Raw genomic sequence first — 15,378 nt, forward strand, 5'->3', positions numbered from 1 at the left:
ACACGCCCGGCCCGGGACCCTCCCACCTCCGGCGGCAAGAGCGTCGCCCCGGCCCCGCTGGAGAACCGGCTCCGCGCGCACCCGCTGATCTCCCAGGCCATGGTGGTCGGCGACAACCGCCCCTACGTGTCCGCCCTGATCACCCTCGGCCCCGACGGCATCACCCACTGGCGCCGGACGAACGGCAAGCACCCGGTTCCGCCGGAACTCGCCCTCGACGACGAGGAGCTGCACGCGGTCCTGCAGCGCGCGATCGACGAGGCCAACACGGTGCTCTCCCGCCCGGAGTCGATCCGCCGCTTCACCGTCCTCCCGGTGGACTTCACGGAGGAGGCCGGCCATCTGACCCCGTCGATGAAGCTGCGCCGGGAGGAGATCCTGCGGGACTTCGCGGCGGAGGTGGAAGGGCTGTACGGCGGACAGGTCACTTCGTGGCGCGGGCGATCAGGAGCGCCTGGGGGGTCGACTCGCCCTGGTCCGTGTCGGCCGCGCGCACCGTCTGCTGGACGAGGGAGAAACCGGCCGCCTCCAGGAGCGCGGTGACGCGTTCGGGCCGCATGCGCCGGAAGTCGAGGGTGACCGGGTGGCCCCAGGGGTGCTCGTGGCGGCGGGGCTCGTCGCCGCACTGGAACGCGAGCAGCAGATGGCCCCCGGGCGCCAGGACACGGCGGAACTCGGCGTAGACGGCGGGCAGCTCGTCCTGCGGGGTGTGGATGGTGGAGTACCAGGAGACCACGCCGGCGAGGGCGCCGTCGGGCAGGTCCAGGTCCCGCATCGAGCCCTGCTCGAAGCGCAGGCCGGGGTGCTCGCGGCGGGCGATCGCGAGCATCCCCTCCGACAGGTCGAGGCCGAAGACGGAGAGGCCGAGGGAGGCGAGGTGCGCGGTCACCACTCCGGGGCCGCACCCCAGGTCGGCCACCCGGCCGCCCTCCCCGACCAGCTCGGCGAAACCGGCCAGCAGCGCCCGGTCCAGCGGTCTCACCGCGAGCTGGTCGCGGAACAGGGCGGCGTAGTCCTCGGCGACGGCGTCGTAGAAGGCGCGGGTGGCGACTGTGTGATCGGCTTCGGTGGCGGTCATGGGCGGTGACCCTACCCGTCTCCACCGTCAGCCCGGTCCGCACGTGCCCGGCCCGCGGAGCCGCTGTCCTCGGTGGGCGTCCGCCGCCGGCAGCGCCGCCCACGGGGCGCCGCACCGGCGGACAGCGGTTCACCCGCCCGGGCCGCAACCGCGCCGGGCTCCCTCTTTCGAGCCGGTCGAACGTGCCGGGTGAAGAAGGGCCGTCGGAGAGGAAAGCACCGCACGCGAACGAGGGGACCGCATGCCGTGTCGCGGTGAGGTGCCGCACGTGTGCCGGACGCCGGATCCCTGGATGCAACGCGCACTGATCACGCGGTGTGTACGAGAAGAATTCGCCGGGAATTCAACTGGGTCCCGGAAAGGCAGGAGCCCCGCCGCCTGACGGCGCGGGGCTCCTTGGGTACTGCTGGTCGTTCCCGGATCGGCGAGGATCAGACCGGGGTGACGTTCTCCGCCTGCGGGCCCTTCGGACCCTGCGTGACGTCGAAGGACACCTGCTGGTTCTCCTCGAGCGAGCGGAAGCCGCTCGCGTTGATCGCGGAGTAGTGGACGAAGACGTCGGGGCCGCCGCCTTCCTGGGCGATGAAACCAAAGCCCTTTTCGGCGTTGAACCACTTCACGGTTCCGGTAGCCATAAGCCCTCCTTGGGCCCAAAGGGTTGCCCTGCTCCAGAACCAGCAAGTGTGAAGACCAATTCCGCACAAGTGCATCCGTCTGAGAACGACGAGAGCCCGCGGTCACATGCTCCGCAGGCTCTGTACTGCAAGGGAAACCAAACTGCAACTTGCGGAAGAGCCTAGCACGCAGATACCCGAATGCAATAGAGGTCAAGATCACGTCACCCGAATGTTTGAACCCCCCGTCCGTCACGGGCATCCACTCGAACGCGTGGGCGAGTGGGGGGTGAGGGTCCGCCCGCCGGGGACGAGGACTAGCCTCACGATGTGGACAATCCTCGCACCCGGCCGCGCGTCGGCCACATCCAGTTCCTGAACTGCCTGCCCCTGTACTGGGGGCTCGCGAGAACGGGCACGCTCCTCGACTTCGAGCTGACGAAGGACACCCCGGAGAAGCTCAGTGAGAAGCTGGTGCAGGGCGACCTCGACATCGGTCCCATCACCCTCGTCGAGTTCCTCAGGCACGCGGACCGGCTCGTCGCCTTTCCGGACATCGCCGTCGGCTGCGACGGCGACGTGATGTCGTGCGTGATCGCCTCGCAGGTCCCGCTGGACCGGCTGGACGGGGCACGGGTCGCCCTCGGGTCGACCTCCCGCACCTCCGTACGCCTCGCCCAGCTCCTCCTCGCCGAGCGGTACGGCGTACGACCCGACTACTACACCTGCCCGCCCGACCTGAGCCTGATGATGCAGGAGGCCGAGGCGGCCGTCCTCATCGGGGACGCGGCCCTGCGCGCGAACATGCTCGACGGGCCCCGCTACGGGCTCGACGTGCACGACCTGGGCGCGCTGTGGAAGGAGTGGACGGGCCTGCCGTTCGTCTTCGCGGTGTGGGCGGTGCGCCGCGACTACCTGGAGCGCGAGCCGGTCATCACCCGCAAGGTGCACGAGGCCTTCCTCGCCTCCCGCAACCTCTCCCTGGAGGAGGTCGGCAAGGTCGCCGAGCAGGCGGCCCGCTGGGAGGCCTTCGACGAGGCGACCCTGGCGCAGTACTTCACCACCCTCGACTTCAGCTTCGGCGCCCCGCAGCTGGAGGCGGTCGCCGAGTTCGCCCGCAGGGTCGGACCGACGACGGGTTTCCCGGCGGACGTGAAGGTCGATCTGCTCCGACCCTGAGGCCGCGGGCGGTCCGCCCACTACCCTGCTGGAAGGTTTCGGCGTACGGGGGAGAGGGGTGGCGCCATGCGGCCGCTCGACGTGGACGAGCCCACGGCCGTGGGGCCCTACCGGCTGCTCGGCCGGCTCGGCTCCGGTGGCATGGGCCGGGTCTATCTGGGCCGCAGCGCCGGGGGGCGCACGGTCGCGGTGAAGATCGTGCACCCGCACTTCGCGCTGGACGAGGAGTTCCGCGCCCGGTTCCGGCGCGAGGTCGACGCCGCCCGCCGGGTCGGCGGCGCCTGGACGGCCCCCGTCCTGGACGCCGACCCCGACGCCCGGGTCCCCTGGGTCGCCACCGCCTACGCGGCCGGCCCCTCCCTCGCCGCGGCGGTCACCGGCACCGGCCCGCTGCCCGCGCCCACCGTACGGGCGCTGGGCGCGGGGCTCGCCGAGGCGCTGACGGCCGTGCACCGGCTGGGCCTGGTGCACAGGGACGTGAAGCCGTCGAACGTCCTCCTCACCCTCGACGGCCCCCTCCTGATCGACTTCGGCATCGCCCGGGCCACGGACGGCACGGCGTCCCTGACGTCGACGGGCGTGTCGATCGGGTCCCCCGGCTACATGTCCCCCGAGCAGATCCTCGGCAAGGGCGTGACGGGCGCGGCCGACGTCTTCTCCCTCGGCGCCGTCCTGGCGTACGCGGCGACGGGCAGCCCCCCGTTCCCCGGCGACTCCTCGGCGGCCCTGCTGTACAAGGTCGTGCACGAGCCGCCCGAACTGGGCGGGCTCGACGGCGAACTGCGCGAAGTGACGGAGTCCTGCCTGGCCAAGGACCCGTCCGCCCGCCCGGCCCCCGACGAACTGGCCCGCCGACTGGCCCCCGAGGGAGCGGCGGGCCTGATCACGGCCGGCTGGCTCCCGGGAGCCCTGGTGGAACAGGTGAGCCGGAGCGCGGTGCGGCTGCTGAACCTGGAGACGGCGGGGGACGGCCCGTCGGGGCCGGTGGGGTTCAGCAGTCCGTCGGTGGGGGAGGGGACGGAGTCCGGCGGGGCTTCGCCGGCCGGGGGTTTCGGTGGTCCGTCGGCGGGCGGTCCCGCGTCGGCCGGCGCGGCGTCCGGCGTCTTCGGCCCGCCGCCCGTGATGCCGGGAACACAGCCGGGAACACAGCCGGGAACACAGGGCCCGGGCACGGCCGCCGTCCCCGGGCCCCGAGACGCGCCGCCCCACGCACCCGCGGTCCCGCACCCGCCCACCCAGCCGGTGGACCGGGGCGCCCCCGGGAAGCTGTCCGTCTCCTTCGCGGCCACCTCCTCCCCCGACCGCGGCGGCCGGGGCAGACGTGTCAGCTGCACGGTCGCCCTCGCGGTGGCGGGCGCGCTGGCCGCGGTGACCGTCGGCTCCGTGTTCGTGCGCGACTGGCTGCCGGGCGATTCCCAGGACGGCGGCCCTTCGAGTTCCGACGGCGGGTCCCAGCCCGCGGCGCCGCCCACCACGGTCCCCGCCGCCTACCTCGGCACCTGGGAGGGCCAGGCCACCTCCCGAGAGGGCATCACCATCCCGCTCGGCACGTTCCGGGTGACGCTCGAGCAGGCGAAGGTCGGCGAACGGGTGGGCACCCTCCGGCACACGGACATCCTCGGCGGCGTCTGCGACGACGTCCTCACCCTGAAGCGGGTCACGGAGAAGCAGCTCGTGACGACCTCCGTCGGCGCGACGTCCAACCGCGACGTCTGCAGCCAGGCCGAGCACACGGTCCGCCTCACCCCGGCCGGCGACGACCTCGTCTACGAGTCCGACAGCGAGGAATCCGGGTCGCCGAAGGCCCGGTTGTCGAAGACCGGGTGACCGCCTTCCGCCTGCTCCCGGCCACCGTCCGCCTCCTGACCCTCCTTTAGGGTGTCTGCTCGGCGAACGCCACCGGGCGCACCACGTGCCGCACGGGCACCACGACGGGGAAGGCCACCATGGAGACTCTGCAGCCGGACGACCCGCGCGAGCTGGGCGGTTACCGCCTGCTGCGACGACTCGGCGCCGGCGGCATGGGACGCGTGTACCTGGCGCGTTCGCCCGGCGGCCGCACCGTCGCCGTGAAGGTGGTCCGTCAGGACCTCGCGGCGGACGCCGACTTCCGGGCCCGTTTCCGGCACGAGGTGCAGATAGCCAAGGCGGTGTCCGGCCGTCACACCGCGCCGGTCGTGGACGCCGACCCGGAGGCGGCACTGCCGTGGCTCGCGACGTCGTACGTGCTCGGCCCCGACCTCACGGACGTGGTCGCCGCGCACGGCGCGCTGCCGGAGCGCACCGTCCACGCCCTGGCCGCGGGCCTCGCGGCGGCACTGCAGGAGGTGCACGCGGCGGGCCTGATCCACCGCGACCTCAAGCCGTCCAACGTGCTGCTGGCCGCCGACGGCCCCCGCGTCATCGACTTCGGCATCGCGCGGGCGGTCGACGGAAGCCGCATGACGCAGACGGGGGTCGTGGTCGGATCGCCCGGCTACATGTCCCCGGAGCAGGCACAGGGCAAGGACGTCGGCACGGCGGGCGACGTCTTCTCCCTGGGCGCGGTGCTCGCGTTCGCGGCGACCGGCCGGGCGGCCTTCGGGGACGGGGCCTCCTCGCACGCCGCGCTGCTGTACCAGGTCGTGCACGGCGAGCCCGACCTCACCGGCGTGCCGCAGTCGCTGCTGGGCCTGGTCCGCGCGTGTCTGATGAAGGAACCCGCCCAGCGCCCCACGCCGGCGCAGATCGTGACGTCCCTCGCGCCGCAGGGCGTCGGGCCCGTCCTGACCGACTGGCTGCCGTCGGCGGTGGCGTCGACGATCGCGACGCACGCGGCGGGGATCCTCGACCTGGACGCCCCGGACCCGGCTCCGGCCGCGGCGTCCTTCGGCCCGGCGCCGACCATGACGGCGGGATCCGGCGCCGGCGGTCCGGCCGGGGCGTACGGCGGTCGCCCCGGTTCCGCCCCGACGCCGGGCTACGGCTCCGCCCCGATGCCGGGTCACGGCCCCGACGCCCACGGAGGCGCTCCGGGCACCCCCCTGCCCGGCACGGTGCGGCTCGGCGGGCCGGGCGCCGGCGCCGCCCGGTCCCGTCGCTGGGTGCTCGGCCTGGGGCTGGGCGCCGCCGCCGGTGTCGCCGTGGTGGGCGGCGGAGCCGCCTGGTGGCTCGCCCAGGACGGGGGTGACTCGCCTGCCACGACGGGCGGGACGGGCCGGGGCGGCGCGGCCGACCCGGTGGGAGAGCGGTTCACCACGCCGCCGCCCGGTGTGGCGCCCCAGCCCCTGTGGCACGAGTCGGCGGCGGAGGACAGCACCACCTCCCTCGTACCGCTGCTCGTCCACGACGGCCTCCTGCTGATCAGCGGCGACCCGCTCGTCGCCTACGACGTGAGGACGGGGAAGGCCCGCTGGTCGAAGAAGGAGGCGTGCCGCCCGGGAGAGCCCCTCCTCTTCCACGACGGCAAGGTGTTCCTGGCCGACGGCGGCTACGACGGAGTGCTCGTCGCCCTCGACGTGAAGACCGGCGAGGAGGTCTGGCGGAGCAGGCTGGGCACGTCCCTGAAGATCGACTCCGCCATCGCCGTCGACGACGAGAACGTCTACGTCACGGCGAAGGACTTCGGCGAGTCCAGGAGCGCCACGGACTACCGCACGGCCGTGGCCGCCGTCAGCCACACCACCGGCAAGCAGACATGGCTGCAGAAGCGGGACTGGGGCACCAAGGACTACGACGTCCAGGGCAGTGTCTCCGGCAAGCACCTGGTGTACGCCGACTCCAACCGCAACCTCACGGTGCGGGACACCGCCACGGGCGCGCAGCTGTGGACCGAGAAGATCGGTGAGGACTGGACCTGGCGGCCCACGGTCGCCGGCGGTCTCGTCTTCCTGCCGGGCGACGAGCTGACGGCCCTCGACGCCGACACGGGCGAGACCCGTTGGACCCTGTCCTCCAACGGCCGCCGGGCCTTCCGCAACCCGTCGGTGATCGACGACGTGCTGTACGTCAGCGACCAGGACGACGGCGTCTGGGCGGTGGACGCCAGGACCGGGAAGCGGACCTGGCTCTGCGACGACCTGGAGGCCGACGGACCGGAGACGTTCCTGCGCGTCGGCTCCTCCCTGTACGGGGCGACCGGCGGCCTGTCCGGCGGCGGCGTCGTCGCGCTGGAGGCCCGGACCGGCAAGGTCCGCTGGGTCTACGACGACAACGAGGACAACGGCGAACCGTGGCAGGTGGCCGTCTCCGGCAACCGCCTGCTGGTCACCCACGGGCCCGAGATCTACGCACTGCCGGCCGTCTGATCCCCCCCCGTGCGCCGGGGCGAGACGCCCCGGCGTCGCGCCCGCCTCGAAACATCCCTCGGACCCGCACACCGTTCACCGGGAGGCCGCACGGAACGCGGGGGGAGCCGGAGGAGCCGGGATCCGGGAGTGGGAAATCGCCCGGACCCCCGGCCTGCGGCGGCCCGTTCGGTGTGCGAACCGGTGGACGGCGTGAAGGCGTCGGCCCGTTCCGTGACGACATTTCCACACCGGTGAATTCGGTGACGCAGGGAGAGCGCGCGTCAACAGCGTGACAGTGGTGGGCCGTTCCCCGGCGTGCTTTGATCGGTGCGCGCGGCTCGCCGGTGACCGGCCCCGGTTCCGGGCCTCCGGTGAATTCCCCGCCGCTGCGATCCCTGACACGAACGGAAAGGCCAGCCATGACTTTCTCCCCACAGGTGGAAACGGCCGAGATCTCCGACGCGGATCTGGACCACGTGTCCGGCGGCCAGGCGGTCTCCGCCGGTACCGACGCCGGTGTGGCCATCGCCCTGGACCACGGTTCCGTCGGTGTGGGCGTGTGCGCCGAGGCGGGCCCCCTCAGCGTCTCCGCCGGCATCGGCGGCTCGGTGGGCCACGCGGGCGACGTGCGCACCACGATGCTCTGAGCACATGTACAGGGCCCCGGTCTGTTCGCAGACCGGGGCCCTGCTCATTCGCCTCCGGTCCCTTCCCCGCTGCCCGACTTGAGGGATTCGACGAACGTGTGGAAAGCGGGGGCCGTGGGCGGGGTGCGTGGAGTCGCGTATGGCCGTGCGGGTGGAGGAGCGGGATATCTCCACGCAGTTGTTGCCGTCGCCGTTTCCGGAGCAGGCGCCCTCTGCCGGCGTTCGGTCGTGGTCATGGTGCCTTACGGCTCCTTCGCCGGACGGTGGATGACATCACGTGAGCGCGCGGGTTCGAGAGACGCGGACTCCGCCATACGGAACAGCGTGCGAAGTGCGTTGAGTTGAGATTCGGATTCGATGAAGGCGGCACCCTGCGGTGCGTCCCGTACGGCCGTGTCCAGCTTGGGTACGACACCGCCCACGTACATCATGGCGTCGGTGGCTCCCGTGAAGCCGTCCAGGTCGAAGGGGCTGACGCGCACGGTGATGTCCATGGCTGATCGATGACCAGGCCAAGGAAATCCGGAGGGACCTGATGGCGACGGTCCACTACTTCTTCCGGCACCCGGTGGCGGAGCAGGTGCGTGAGGAAGGCCGGGTCGAGGATCGTGCCGCGATGACGCTGCGCATCCTGGAGCGGCGGGGAATCCCGGTGCCCGAGGTCGTACGGGAGCGGGTCCAGGCCAGCGCCGACCTCGATCGGCTCGAGCTCCGGGCCCAGCGGGCCGTTCACGCCACCCGGGCCGAGGACCTGTTCGGCGGTTGAGCGGTCGAACCACCGGTGTCCTCGGGGAGGTCGTGGCGGGAGGAGGGCTTCGACCGCGGCCGTTCGGGTCCCTAGGATCTGGGGAGGCTCAGCAGGCCCTCCTCCCACACACCCAGGAGACCCGCGTCATGCCACGACGCCGTAGTCACAGCCCGTCCGGCTCGACGGTTCCGAGAAACAGGACGCCGCTGCCCACGCGGCGCGACGCGGGCGGGGCGGCGGGATGAGCGACCACCTGAGCGCCCACCTGGACCTCTGGCTGGTCGTCGTCGCCGCGCTGTGGGGTGCGGCGGCCGGCGCGGTGCTGCCCCGCGCGGCCTACCGGTTCTCCGTCCCGTCGGGGGAGGAGTGGCGGACGGCGTGTCCGGCGGGGCATCCGGTCGGCGGCTGGCTCGGGCGGGCCCGGTGCGATCCGTGCGCGGGACCGCCGTACGGACCCGGTACCGCTCCCGTCGTCGTCACCGCCCTCGTCTGCGCGGCCCTCGCCGTCGCCACCGGGACCCGGCCCGAGCTGGGCGCCTGGCTGCTGCTCGCGCCCGCCGGGGTGCTGCTGGCGGTGGTCGACCTCCGGGTGCAGCGGCTGCCCGACCCGCTCACCCTCCCCTTCGCCGGGGCCGCCCTCGCCCTGCTCGGCCTCGCCGCCCTGGCCCCCGAGCACGCGGGGGAGTGGACCACCGCCCTGCTGGGCGCGCTCGCGCTGGGCGCCGGCTACTTCGTGCTGTTCCTGGTCAACCCGGGCGGCATGGGATTCGGCGACGTGAAGCTCGCCCTCGGCGCGGGCGCCGTCCTCGGCTGGTACGGCTGGCCGACCGTGATGCTCGGCACCCTCGCCGGGTTCGTGTCCGGGGCGCTGTACGGGGGCGTCCTCGTCGTCGCCCGGAAGGCGGGGCGCAAGACGGCGATCCCGTTCGGCCCTTTCCTGATCAGCGGAGCCTTCGCGGGACTGCTGATCGGGGCGTACGCGGCCTGACGCCGGTCGCCCACAAGCGCTGGCGTACGCTGGATCGGTCCGTCCACAACCCTTCCGAAAGGGACGCCGGTGACCGAGAAGGCCGACCTTCAGACCGTCCTCGACCGTGCCGCCGCCGGTGGTCGGATCACCCCCGAAGAGGCCCTCGACCTCTACCGCGACGCCCCGCTGCACGCGCTGGGCGCCGCCGCCGACGCCGTGCGCAGGCGCCGGTACGCCGGTACGGAGCACATCGCGACGTACATCATCGAGCGGAACATCAACTACACGAACGTGTGCGTCACGGCGTGCAGGTTCTGCGCCTTCTACGCGGCCCCCAAGGACACCGCCAAGGGCTGGACCCGCGACCTCGACGACATCCTGCGGCGCTGCGCCGAGACCGTCGAGCTCGGCGGCACGCAGATCATGTTCCAGGGCGGTCACCACCCGGACTACGGCGTCGAGTACTACGAGAAGCACTTCGCCGCCATCAAGAAGGAGTTCCCGCAGCTCGTCATCCACAGCCTGGGGGCGAGCGAGGTCGAGCACATGGCGCGGATCAGCAAGGTGGGCGTCGAGGAGGCGATCACCCGCATCCACGCGGCCGGGCTCGACTCCTTCGCCGGCGCGGGCGCCGAGCTGCTCCCCGCCCGTCCCCGCAAGGCCATCGCGCCGCTCAAGGAGTCCGGCGAGCGGTGGCTGGAGATCATGGAGATCGCGCACAACCTCGGCGTCGAGTCCACGTCCACCATGCTCATGGGGACCGGTGAGACCAACGCCGAGCGGATCGAGCACCTGCGGATGATCCGTGACGTGCAGGACCGCACGGGCGGCTTCCGCGCCTTCATCCCGTACACCTACCAGCCCGAGAACAACCACCTGAAGGGCCGCACCCAGGCCACCCTCTTCGAGTACCTGCGGATGATCGCCATCGCCCGGATCTTCCTGGACAACGTGGCGCACATCCAGGGCTCCTGGCTGACCACCGGCAAGGAGGTCGGCCAGCTCTCCCTGCACTACGGCGCGGACGACCTCGGCTCCATCATGCTGGAGGAGAACGTGGTCTCCTCCGCCGGCGCCAAGCACCGTTCCAACCGGCTGGAGATCATCGACCTGATCCGCAAGGCGGGGCGGGTCCCGGCCCAGCGGTCGACGACGTACGAGCACCTCGTGGTGCACGACGACCCGGCGAACGACCCCGTCGACGACCGCGTGGTCTCCCACATCTCCTCCACCGCCATCGAGGGCGGCACGGCCCACCCGGAGCTGAAGCTCCTGCCCGCCAACTGACGCCCCCGTGCTGACCCTTCACACCGCCGACGCCTCGCCCGAGGCCGCCGTCGTGGTCGACGGCGCGCACATCGCCGCCGTCGGCCCGTACGAACGGCTGGCCGCCGGTCATCCGGGCGCCCGGCTGCGGCGGTGGCCCGGAATCCTGACACCCGGTCTGCTCAACCCCTACGGTCCGGAACTGCTGGAGCAGGCGTACCACCCCGACCCGCGCGAGGCGGACCGGCTCGGCACCGAGCCGGTGTTCGGGGAGCGCGCGCGGGCGCTCCTGGCCGCCGGGCCGTCCGCGCGGGGCGCCAGCGCACGCCGCGGAGTGCAGCGCATGCTGGCGCACGGAACGGTCGCGGTCGCCGGGGAGCTGCGCGGCCGCGAGGCCCTGGACGCGGTGCGCAGGGCCGGGCTCGCCCTGGCGGGACGTCCGGCCGCACTGCCCGGGCCCGCGGCGTTCTCCCCGGTTCCGCTCGTGCTGCTGCCGGGCCTCGGCGCCGGGAAGCCCGCGCGGTTCGCGGTGTTCGACGTGCCCGACCGGGACGCCCTCGTGCGGGACGGCGCGTCCACGTGCGTGGCCACCGTCGTGGGCGGCCGCCTGGTGTACCGGCGGCGCTGACCTCGCGGCGGCGCCGGCACCGTGGCGGCGCGGCCCTCACCCCGCGAACGCCTCCCCGAACGCCCCGTCCTCCTGCTCCACCCCGCTGCAGTCGGTCAACGGGTCGTCCGCGGAGGTGTCCTGGCCGCACTGCCGGTCCCGGAACGCCGACCACACCGACACCCACGCGACGCCCTTCTCCTCCGCGAACGCGCGCACCTCGGCCGCGTCCGCGAGCGTGAACGTCTCCCCCTCCACGTCGTTGACGCCGATCATCGAGGTGAGCGCCATGCCCCGCCAGGCGGCGGCCTCGGACAGCCCGAAGACGTCCTGGAGCTGGGCGTTCGCGGCCTCGGCGGCAGTGAGGGCGTAGGCGCCCATGTCACCGTCGTAGGACTCGCCGTAGTTCATCGTCATGAGGTTGACGGTGGCGACCCGGACGCCGTGGTCGTTCGCGGACGCCAGCAGGGCCAGCCCGTCCTCGTCGAGCCCGGACGGCATGACCGGAAGGGTGAAGGAGACCTCCAGGCCGGCGCGTTCCTCCTGGAGCAGGGCGATCGCCTCCGAACGCAGGTCGACCGAGGCGGAATCGGCGAGTTCGTCGCCCTCGACGTCGAAGTCGGCGCGGGTGGCGCCGGCCGCGTCCAGCGCCGTGCCGTAGGCCTCGGCCAGCTCGGCCGCGGTGTCGCAGGTGGCCGCCAGTTCGTCGCCGGAGGCGCCGCCGAAGGAGACCCGGACGTCGGCGCCGGACCCGGTGAGCCCCGCGATCCGGGACGTCACGGTCGCGTCGTCGATGTCCTGGACGCCGTTCCAGTACGGGGTGCAGCCGCTGCCGGAGGAGATCACGAACGCCAGGTTGTACGTCGTGGGGGAGCCCGCCGAGTCGGTGTCGGAGGCCGTGGAGGAACTGACGTACGGCGCGTACGCGGTGACCGGCGCGGACGACGACGAGGCCGAGGAGGCGGGGTCCGCCGGGGCCGCGTCCGCCCTGGTGTCCCCGGCGGAGCAGCCCGCGGTGGCCGCGGCCAGGGCCAGGGCCGGGAGGAGGGCGAGCCCGGCAACGGACTTCAGTGGACCGCGCATCGTGCTCGTTCCGTTCGTGAGACGTCGGGTGGACGGCCAACGTGGCACGCGGTTCTGTGCGCCTCCTGAGGATGTGCGCCCGGTTCCCGGACGATTCTCAGGGGACGGAGAGGTTCGCGGCCCTCCCACGGGAGACTCACAGGAAACACTGGGTTTTCCCCACACAAAGGCCTTTACCGTCCGGGCCATGCATTCCGATCCTGCCACCGAAAGCCGCGCCGCCGGGCGCGGCCGTCGCCGCAAACGCCCCGACGGGCCCGGCGAAGGACCCGTCTTCGTCGACTCCTCCGGACGCCGGGCCAAGGTGCTGCGCCGGATCGGTCTCCTCCTGGGGACCGTGTGCGCCGGGTACGCGGTCGTGCTGGGCATGGCCTTCACGGGCATCGGCACCTCGGTCACGCCGGCCTCGCTGCTGCCGTTCGGGGCCGGGCAGGGGCAGGCCGGTCCCGGCGGCGGCGCGGGTCCGGGGAACGGGGCGGTCCCGACCGGCGCACCGCCGTCCCCGCCGGCCGGTGCGCCGAGCGCCACCGCCGTCCCCACCCCCTCGGCGGCGTCATGACCACCGCGCCCCCCGCGCGCGGCCGGCGCCGCGCCCCCACCCGCATGGAGCGCGCCGCCGGCCGGGCCGCCGCGCTGCACCGGCCGCGGGTCCTCCTCGCGCTGCTCCTGCTGCTCGCCCTGACCTGCGTGATGCTCCTCGACGGCTATCTGCGCGCCGAGGTCGGCGACGACCAGCGGGTCCGCACCGGGGCCTCGGCCTCCGAGGTGCCCGACGAGATCCTCGACGGCGGCCCGATCCTCAGCTTCCCCGGCGGACAGGCCCAGACCACCTCCGTCCCGGACAGGACGATCGTGCTCACCTTCGACGACGGACCGGACCCCACCTGGACGCCGAAGGTCATGGAGGTGCTGGAGGAGTACGACGTGCCCGGCACGTTCTTCGTGGTCGGCTCGATGGTGTCGCGCTACCCCGACGTCGTGGAGGACCTGGTCGAGCAGGGTCACGAGATCGGCGTCCACACCTTCACGCACGTCGACCTGTCGTACCAGAGCGCCTCGCGCGTCACCCGGGAGATGGAGCAGACCCAGCTCGCGCTCGCGGGCGCGGCCGGGATCACCACCACGCTGTTCCGGGCGCCGTACTCCTCCAAGCCGGACGCCGTCGACAACTACGGCTGGCAGGTCTACCAGCAGCTCGGCGAGGAGGGGTACACCAGCGTCTTCATCGACACCGACAGCGAGGACTGGAAGGAACCGGGCGTCGCGAAGATCGTCGAAGGGGCCACCCCGGAGGACGGGGAGGGCGCCTCGGTGCTCTTCCACGACTCCGGCGGCGACCGCACGCAGACCGTCGCGGCGCTGGCGGAGTACATCGAGGAGACGCAGGCGGAGGGCTACACCTTCACCACCGTCAGCGGCGCCATGGCCGAGCAGCGGCAGTCCGCCGGCGGATCCGGCGCCGACGGACCCGGAGCGGGCGGGCCCGCCGCCGGCGCCCCGTCCGGCGCCGGCGACGCGCTCCAGGCCTCCCACCGCCCCGCCACCGGCACGATCCGCTACGAGGGCAAGGCGCTCCTCGCGGCCGTCGCCGTCGCCGAGTGGACGGTGCCCGCGCTCTCGGCCGGCCTGGTGATCGTGGGCGTGGCCGTCATGGGACGGTTCGGGCTGATGCTCGTCCTCGCCCGGCGCCACCACCGGCAGCGCAACGGACGCCGCTTCGGCTGGGGGCCGCCCGTCACCCGGCCGGTCAGCGTGATCGTCCCGGCGTACAACGAGAAGGAGTGCATCGAGAACACCCTGCGGTCGCTGGCCGGGAGCACCCATCCGATCGAGATCATCGTCGTCGACGACGGCTCCACGGACGGCACGGCGGAGCTCGCCGAAGGACTCGGCCTGCCGGGCGTCCGGGTGATCCGGCAGGAGAACGCGGGCAAGCCGGCCGCCCTGAACAACGGCATCCGCAACGCCCGGCACGACATCGTCGTGATGATGGACGGCGACACCGTCTTCGAACCGGACACCGTGGGCCGCCTGGTGCAGGCCTTCGCCGACCCGTCGGTGGGCGCCGTCGCGGGCAACGCCAAGGTCGGCAACCGCTCCACGCTCATCGGCGCCTGGCAGCACATCGAGTACGTGATGGGCTTCAACCTCGACCGGCGCATGTACGACCTGCTGCGCTGCATGCCGACCATCCCCGGCGCCATCGGGGCGTTCCGCCGCGAGGCGGTCCTCCAGGTCGGCGGGATGAGCGAGGACACCCTCGCCGAGGACACCGACATCACCATCGCGCTGCACCGTGAGGGATGGCGGGTCGTCTACGAGGAGCACGCGCGTGCGTGGACCGAGGCCCCCCGGTCGCTGCGGCAGCTGTGGTCGCAGCGCCACCGCTGGTCGTACGGCACCATGCAGGCGCTGTGGAAGCACCGCAAGTCCCTGACGGACAAGGGTCCTTCGGGACGGTTCGGGCGGGTCGGCATGCCGCTGGTGGTGCTGTTCCAGATCGTCACGCCGGTGTTCGCGCCGCTCATCGACGTGTTCACCGTGTACTCGATGATCTTCGTCGACCTCCGGGCGGCCCTGCTGGCCTGGTCCGCCGTCCTGGGCGTGCAGCTGGTGTGCGCCGCGTACGCCTTCCGGCTCGACCGGGAGAAGTACCGGTACCTGCTGATGATGCCGCTGCAGCAGTTCGCGTACCGGCAGATGATGTACCTCGTCCTCATCCACTCCTGCGTCACCGCCCTGACCGGCGGCCGGCTGCGCTGGCAGAAGCTGAAGCGGACGGGCGAGGTCGGGATGCCGGCGGGGACGGGCGGCTGACGGGGGGCGCACCGCGAAGGGGCCGTACGGGCCGGACGTCCGGCCCGCCCGGCCCGTACGGCCCCGGCGGGCCGTGCCGCTGGCCGACCGGTTCCGGGAGG

General features: G+C 73.0%; 14 protein-coding genes and 1 pseudogene. 11 read left to right on the forward strand and 4 right to left on the reverse strand.

The annotated features are described in order from the left end of the window. Window positions 1-24: 24 nt before the first annotated feature. A pseudogene (locus ACZ8ZB_RS19530) lies at window positions 25-420 on the forward strand (long-chain fatty acid--CoA ligase); the annotation flags it as partial. Between the two features lie 4 nt (window positions 421-424). Here the strand turns inward: ACZ8ZB_RS19530 and ACZ8ZB_RS19535 are convergent. Then, window positions 425-1,078: a class I SAM-dependent DNA methyltransferase gene (locus tag ACZ8ZB_RS19535; RefSeq protein ID WP_470738976.1), complete on the reverse strand. Its 654-nt coding sequence runs from the start codon at window positions 1,076-1,078 to the stop codon at window positions 425-427. A 431-nt stretch (window positions 1,079-1,509) separates the two neighbouring features. Then, window positions 1,510-1,713 carry a cold-shock protein gene (locus tag ACZ8ZB_RS19540; protein ID WP_003992177.1) on the reverse strand — a complete coding sequence of 68 codons (204 nt, stop codon included), beginning with the start codon at window positions 1,711-1,713 and terminating at the stop codon, window positions 1,510-1,512. 309 nt (window positions 1,714-2,022) lie between these two features. Here ACZ8ZB_RS19540 and ACZ8ZB_RS19545 point away from each other — a divergent pair, with 309 nt between their 5' ends. From ACZ8ZB_RS19545 to ACZ8ZB_RS19560, 4 genes are all read left to right on the forward strand, one after another. Next, window positions 2,023-2,871 (forward strand): menaquinone biosynthetic enzyme MqnA/MqnD family protein, encoded by an 849-nt coding sequence (locus ACZ8ZB_RS19545; protein ID WP_470738977.1) that lies wholly within the window; start codon window positions 2,023-2,025, stop codon window positions 2,869-2,871. Between the two features lie 66 nt (window positions 2,872-2,937). Next, window positions 2,938-4,698, forward strand: coding sequence for a serine/threonine-protein kinase (locus ACZ8ZB_RS19550; protein WP_470738978.1), 1,761 nt, complete (start codon window positions 2,938-2,940; stop codon window positions 4,696-4,698). Window positions 4,699-4,817: 119 nt separating this feature from the next. Then, window positions 4,818-7,157, forward strand: coding sequence for a serine/threonine-protein kinase (locus ACZ8ZB_RS19555; protein ID WP_470738979.1), 2,340 nt, complete (start codon window positions 4,818-4,820; stop codon window positions 7,155-7,157). 401 nt (window positions 7,158-7,558) lie between these two features. Continuing rightward, window positions 7,559-7,786, forward strand: a complete 228-nt coding sequence (locus ACZ8ZB_RS19560) for a hypothetical protein (RefSeq protein ID WP_470738980.1) — start codon at window positions 7,559-7,561, stop codon at window positions 7,784-7,786. Window positions 7,787-8,028: 242 nt separating this feature from the next. Here the strand turns inward: ACZ8ZB_RS19560 and ACZ8ZB_RS19565 are convergent, their stop codons facing one another. After that, window positions 8,029-8,280, reverse strand: coding sequence for a Scr1 family TA system antitoxin-like transcriptional regulator (locus ACZ8ZB_RS19565; RefSeq protein WP_470738981.1), 252 nt, complete (start codon window positions 8,278-8,280; stop codon window positions 8,029-8,031). Between the two features lie 41 nt (window positions 8,281-8,321). Between ACZ8ZB_RS19565 and ACZ8ZB_RS19570 the strand changes: the two genes are divergently transcribed. The 4 genes from ACZ8ZB_RS19570 to ACZ8ZB_RS19585 all read left to right on the forward strand — a co-directional run bounded on the left by ACZ8ZB_RS19570 (window position 8,322) and on the right by ACZ8ZB_RS19585 (window position 11,398). Beyond that, window positions 8,322-8,552, forward strand: a complete 231-nt coding sequence (locus tag ACZ8ZB_RS19570; protein WP_470738982.1) for a hypothetical protein — start codon at window positions 8,322-8,324, stop codon at window positions 8,550-8,552. Window positions 8,553-8,775: 223 nt separating this feature from the next. Further along, on the forward strand, window positions 8,776-9,522 hold the full coding sequence (locus ACZ8ZB_RS19575) for a prepilin peptidase (protein WP_470738983.1): 747 nt from the start codon (window positions 8,776-8,778) through the stop codon (window positions 9,520-9,522). A 69-nt stretch (window positions 9,523-9,591) separates the two neighbouring features. Further along, the gene (gene mqnC, locus ACZ8ZB_RS19580) at window positions 9,592-10,791 is read left to right on the forward strand and encodes a cyclic dehypoxanthinyl futalosine synthase (RefSeq protein WP_470738984.1); all 1,200 of its coding nucleotides are present in this window, start codon (window positions 9,592-9,594) and stop codon (window positions 10,789-10,791) included. A 7-nt stretch (window positions 10,792-10,798) separates the two neighbouring features. Next, window positions 10,799-11,398: an imidazolonepropionase-like domain-containing protein gene (locus ACZ8ZB_RS19585; protein ID WP_470738985.1), complete on the forward strand. Its 600-nt coding sequence runs from the start codon at window positions 10,799-10,801 to the stop codon at window positions 11,396-11,398. A gap of 36 nt (window positions 11,399-11,434) precedes the next feature. Here ACZ8ZB_RS19585 and ACZ8ZB_RS19590 read toward each other — a convergent pair whose 3' ends face one another. Further along, window positions 11,435-12,460, reverse strand: a complete 1,026-nt coding sequence (locus tag ACZ8ZB_RS19590; protein WP_470738986.1) for a chitinase — start codon at window positions 12,458-12,460, stop codon at window positions 11,435-11,437. Between the two features lie 187 nt (window positions 12,461-12,647). Between ACZ8ZB_RS19590 and ACZ8ZB_RS19595 the strand changes: the two genes are divergently transcribed. Beyond that, complete coding sequence (locus tag ACZ8ZB_RS19595) at window positions 12,648-13,019, forward strand: hypothetical protein (RefSeq protein WP_470738987.1); 372 nt, start codon at window positions 12,648-12,650, stop codon at window positions 13,017-13,019. Continuing rightward, on the forward strand, window positions 13,016-15,277 hold the full coding sequence (locus tag ACZ8ZB_RS19600) for a bifunctional polysaccharide deacetylase/glycosyltransferase family 2 protein (RefSeq protein ID WP_470738988.1): 2,262 nt from the start codon (window positions 13,016-13,018) through the stop codon (window positions 15,275-15,277). The genes ACZ8ZB_RS19595 and ACZ8ZB_RS19600 overlap by 4 nt, the downstream gene beginning before the upstream one ends. Window positions 15,278-15,378: the final 101 nt, after the last annotated feature.

This window comes from Streptomyces sp. 12E (genome assembly GCF_055633275.1).

What these genes read in the sequence shown, in the direction of transcription:
- ACZ8ZB_RS19560 (WP_470738980.1), top strand. Translation starts at nt 7,559, where the DNA reads ATGACTTTCTCCCCACAGGTGGAAACGGCCGAGATCTCCGACGCGGAT.
- ACZ8ZB_RS19570 (WP_470738982.1), top strand. Translation starts at nt 8,322, where the DNA reads ATGGCGACGGTCCACTACTTCTTCCGGCACCCGGTGGCGGAGCAGGTG.
- ACZ8ZB_RS19535 (WP_470738976.1), bottom strand. Translation starts at nt 1,078, where the DNA reads ATGACCGCCACCGAAGCCGATCACACAGTCGCCACCCGCGCCTTCTAC.
- ACZ8ZB_RS19555 (WP_470738979.1), top strand. Translation starts at nt 4,818, where the DNA reads ATGGAGACTCTGCAGCCGGACGACCCGCGCGAGCTGGGCGGTTACCGC.
- ACZ8ZB_RS19550 (WP_470738978.1), top strand. Translation starts at nt 2,938, where the DNA reads ATGCGGCCGCTCGACGTGGACGAGCCCACGGCCGTGGGGCCCTACCGG.
- ACZ8ZB_RS19590 (WP_470738986.1), bottom strand. Translation starts at nt 12,460, where the DNA reads ATGCGCGGTCCACTGAAGTCCGTTGCCGGGCTCGCCCTCCTCCCGGCC.
- ACZ8ZB_RS19575 (WP_470738983.1), top strand. Translation starts at nt 8,776, where the DNA reads ATGAGCGACCACCTGAGCGCCCACCTGGACCTCTGGCTGGTCGTCGTC.
- ACZ8ZB_RS19565 (WP_470738981.1), bottom strand. Translation starts at nt 8,280, where the DNA reads ATGGACATCACCGTGCGCGTCAGCCCCTTCGACCTGGACGGCTTCACG.
- ACZ8ZB_RS19595 (WP_470738987.1), top strand. Translation starts at nt 12,648, where the DNA reads ATGCATTCCGATCCTGCCACCGAAAGCCGCGCCGCCGGGCGCGGCCGT.
- ACZ8ZB_RS19600 (WP_470738988.1), top strand. Translation starts at nt 13,016, where the DNA reads ATGACCACCGCGCCCCCCGCGCGCGGCCGGCGCCGCGCCCCCACCCGC.
- ACZ8ZB_RS19540 (WP_003992177.1), bottom strand. Translation starts at nt 1,713, where the DNA reads ATGGCTACCGGAACCGTGAAGTGGTTCAACGCCGAAAAGGGCTTTGGT.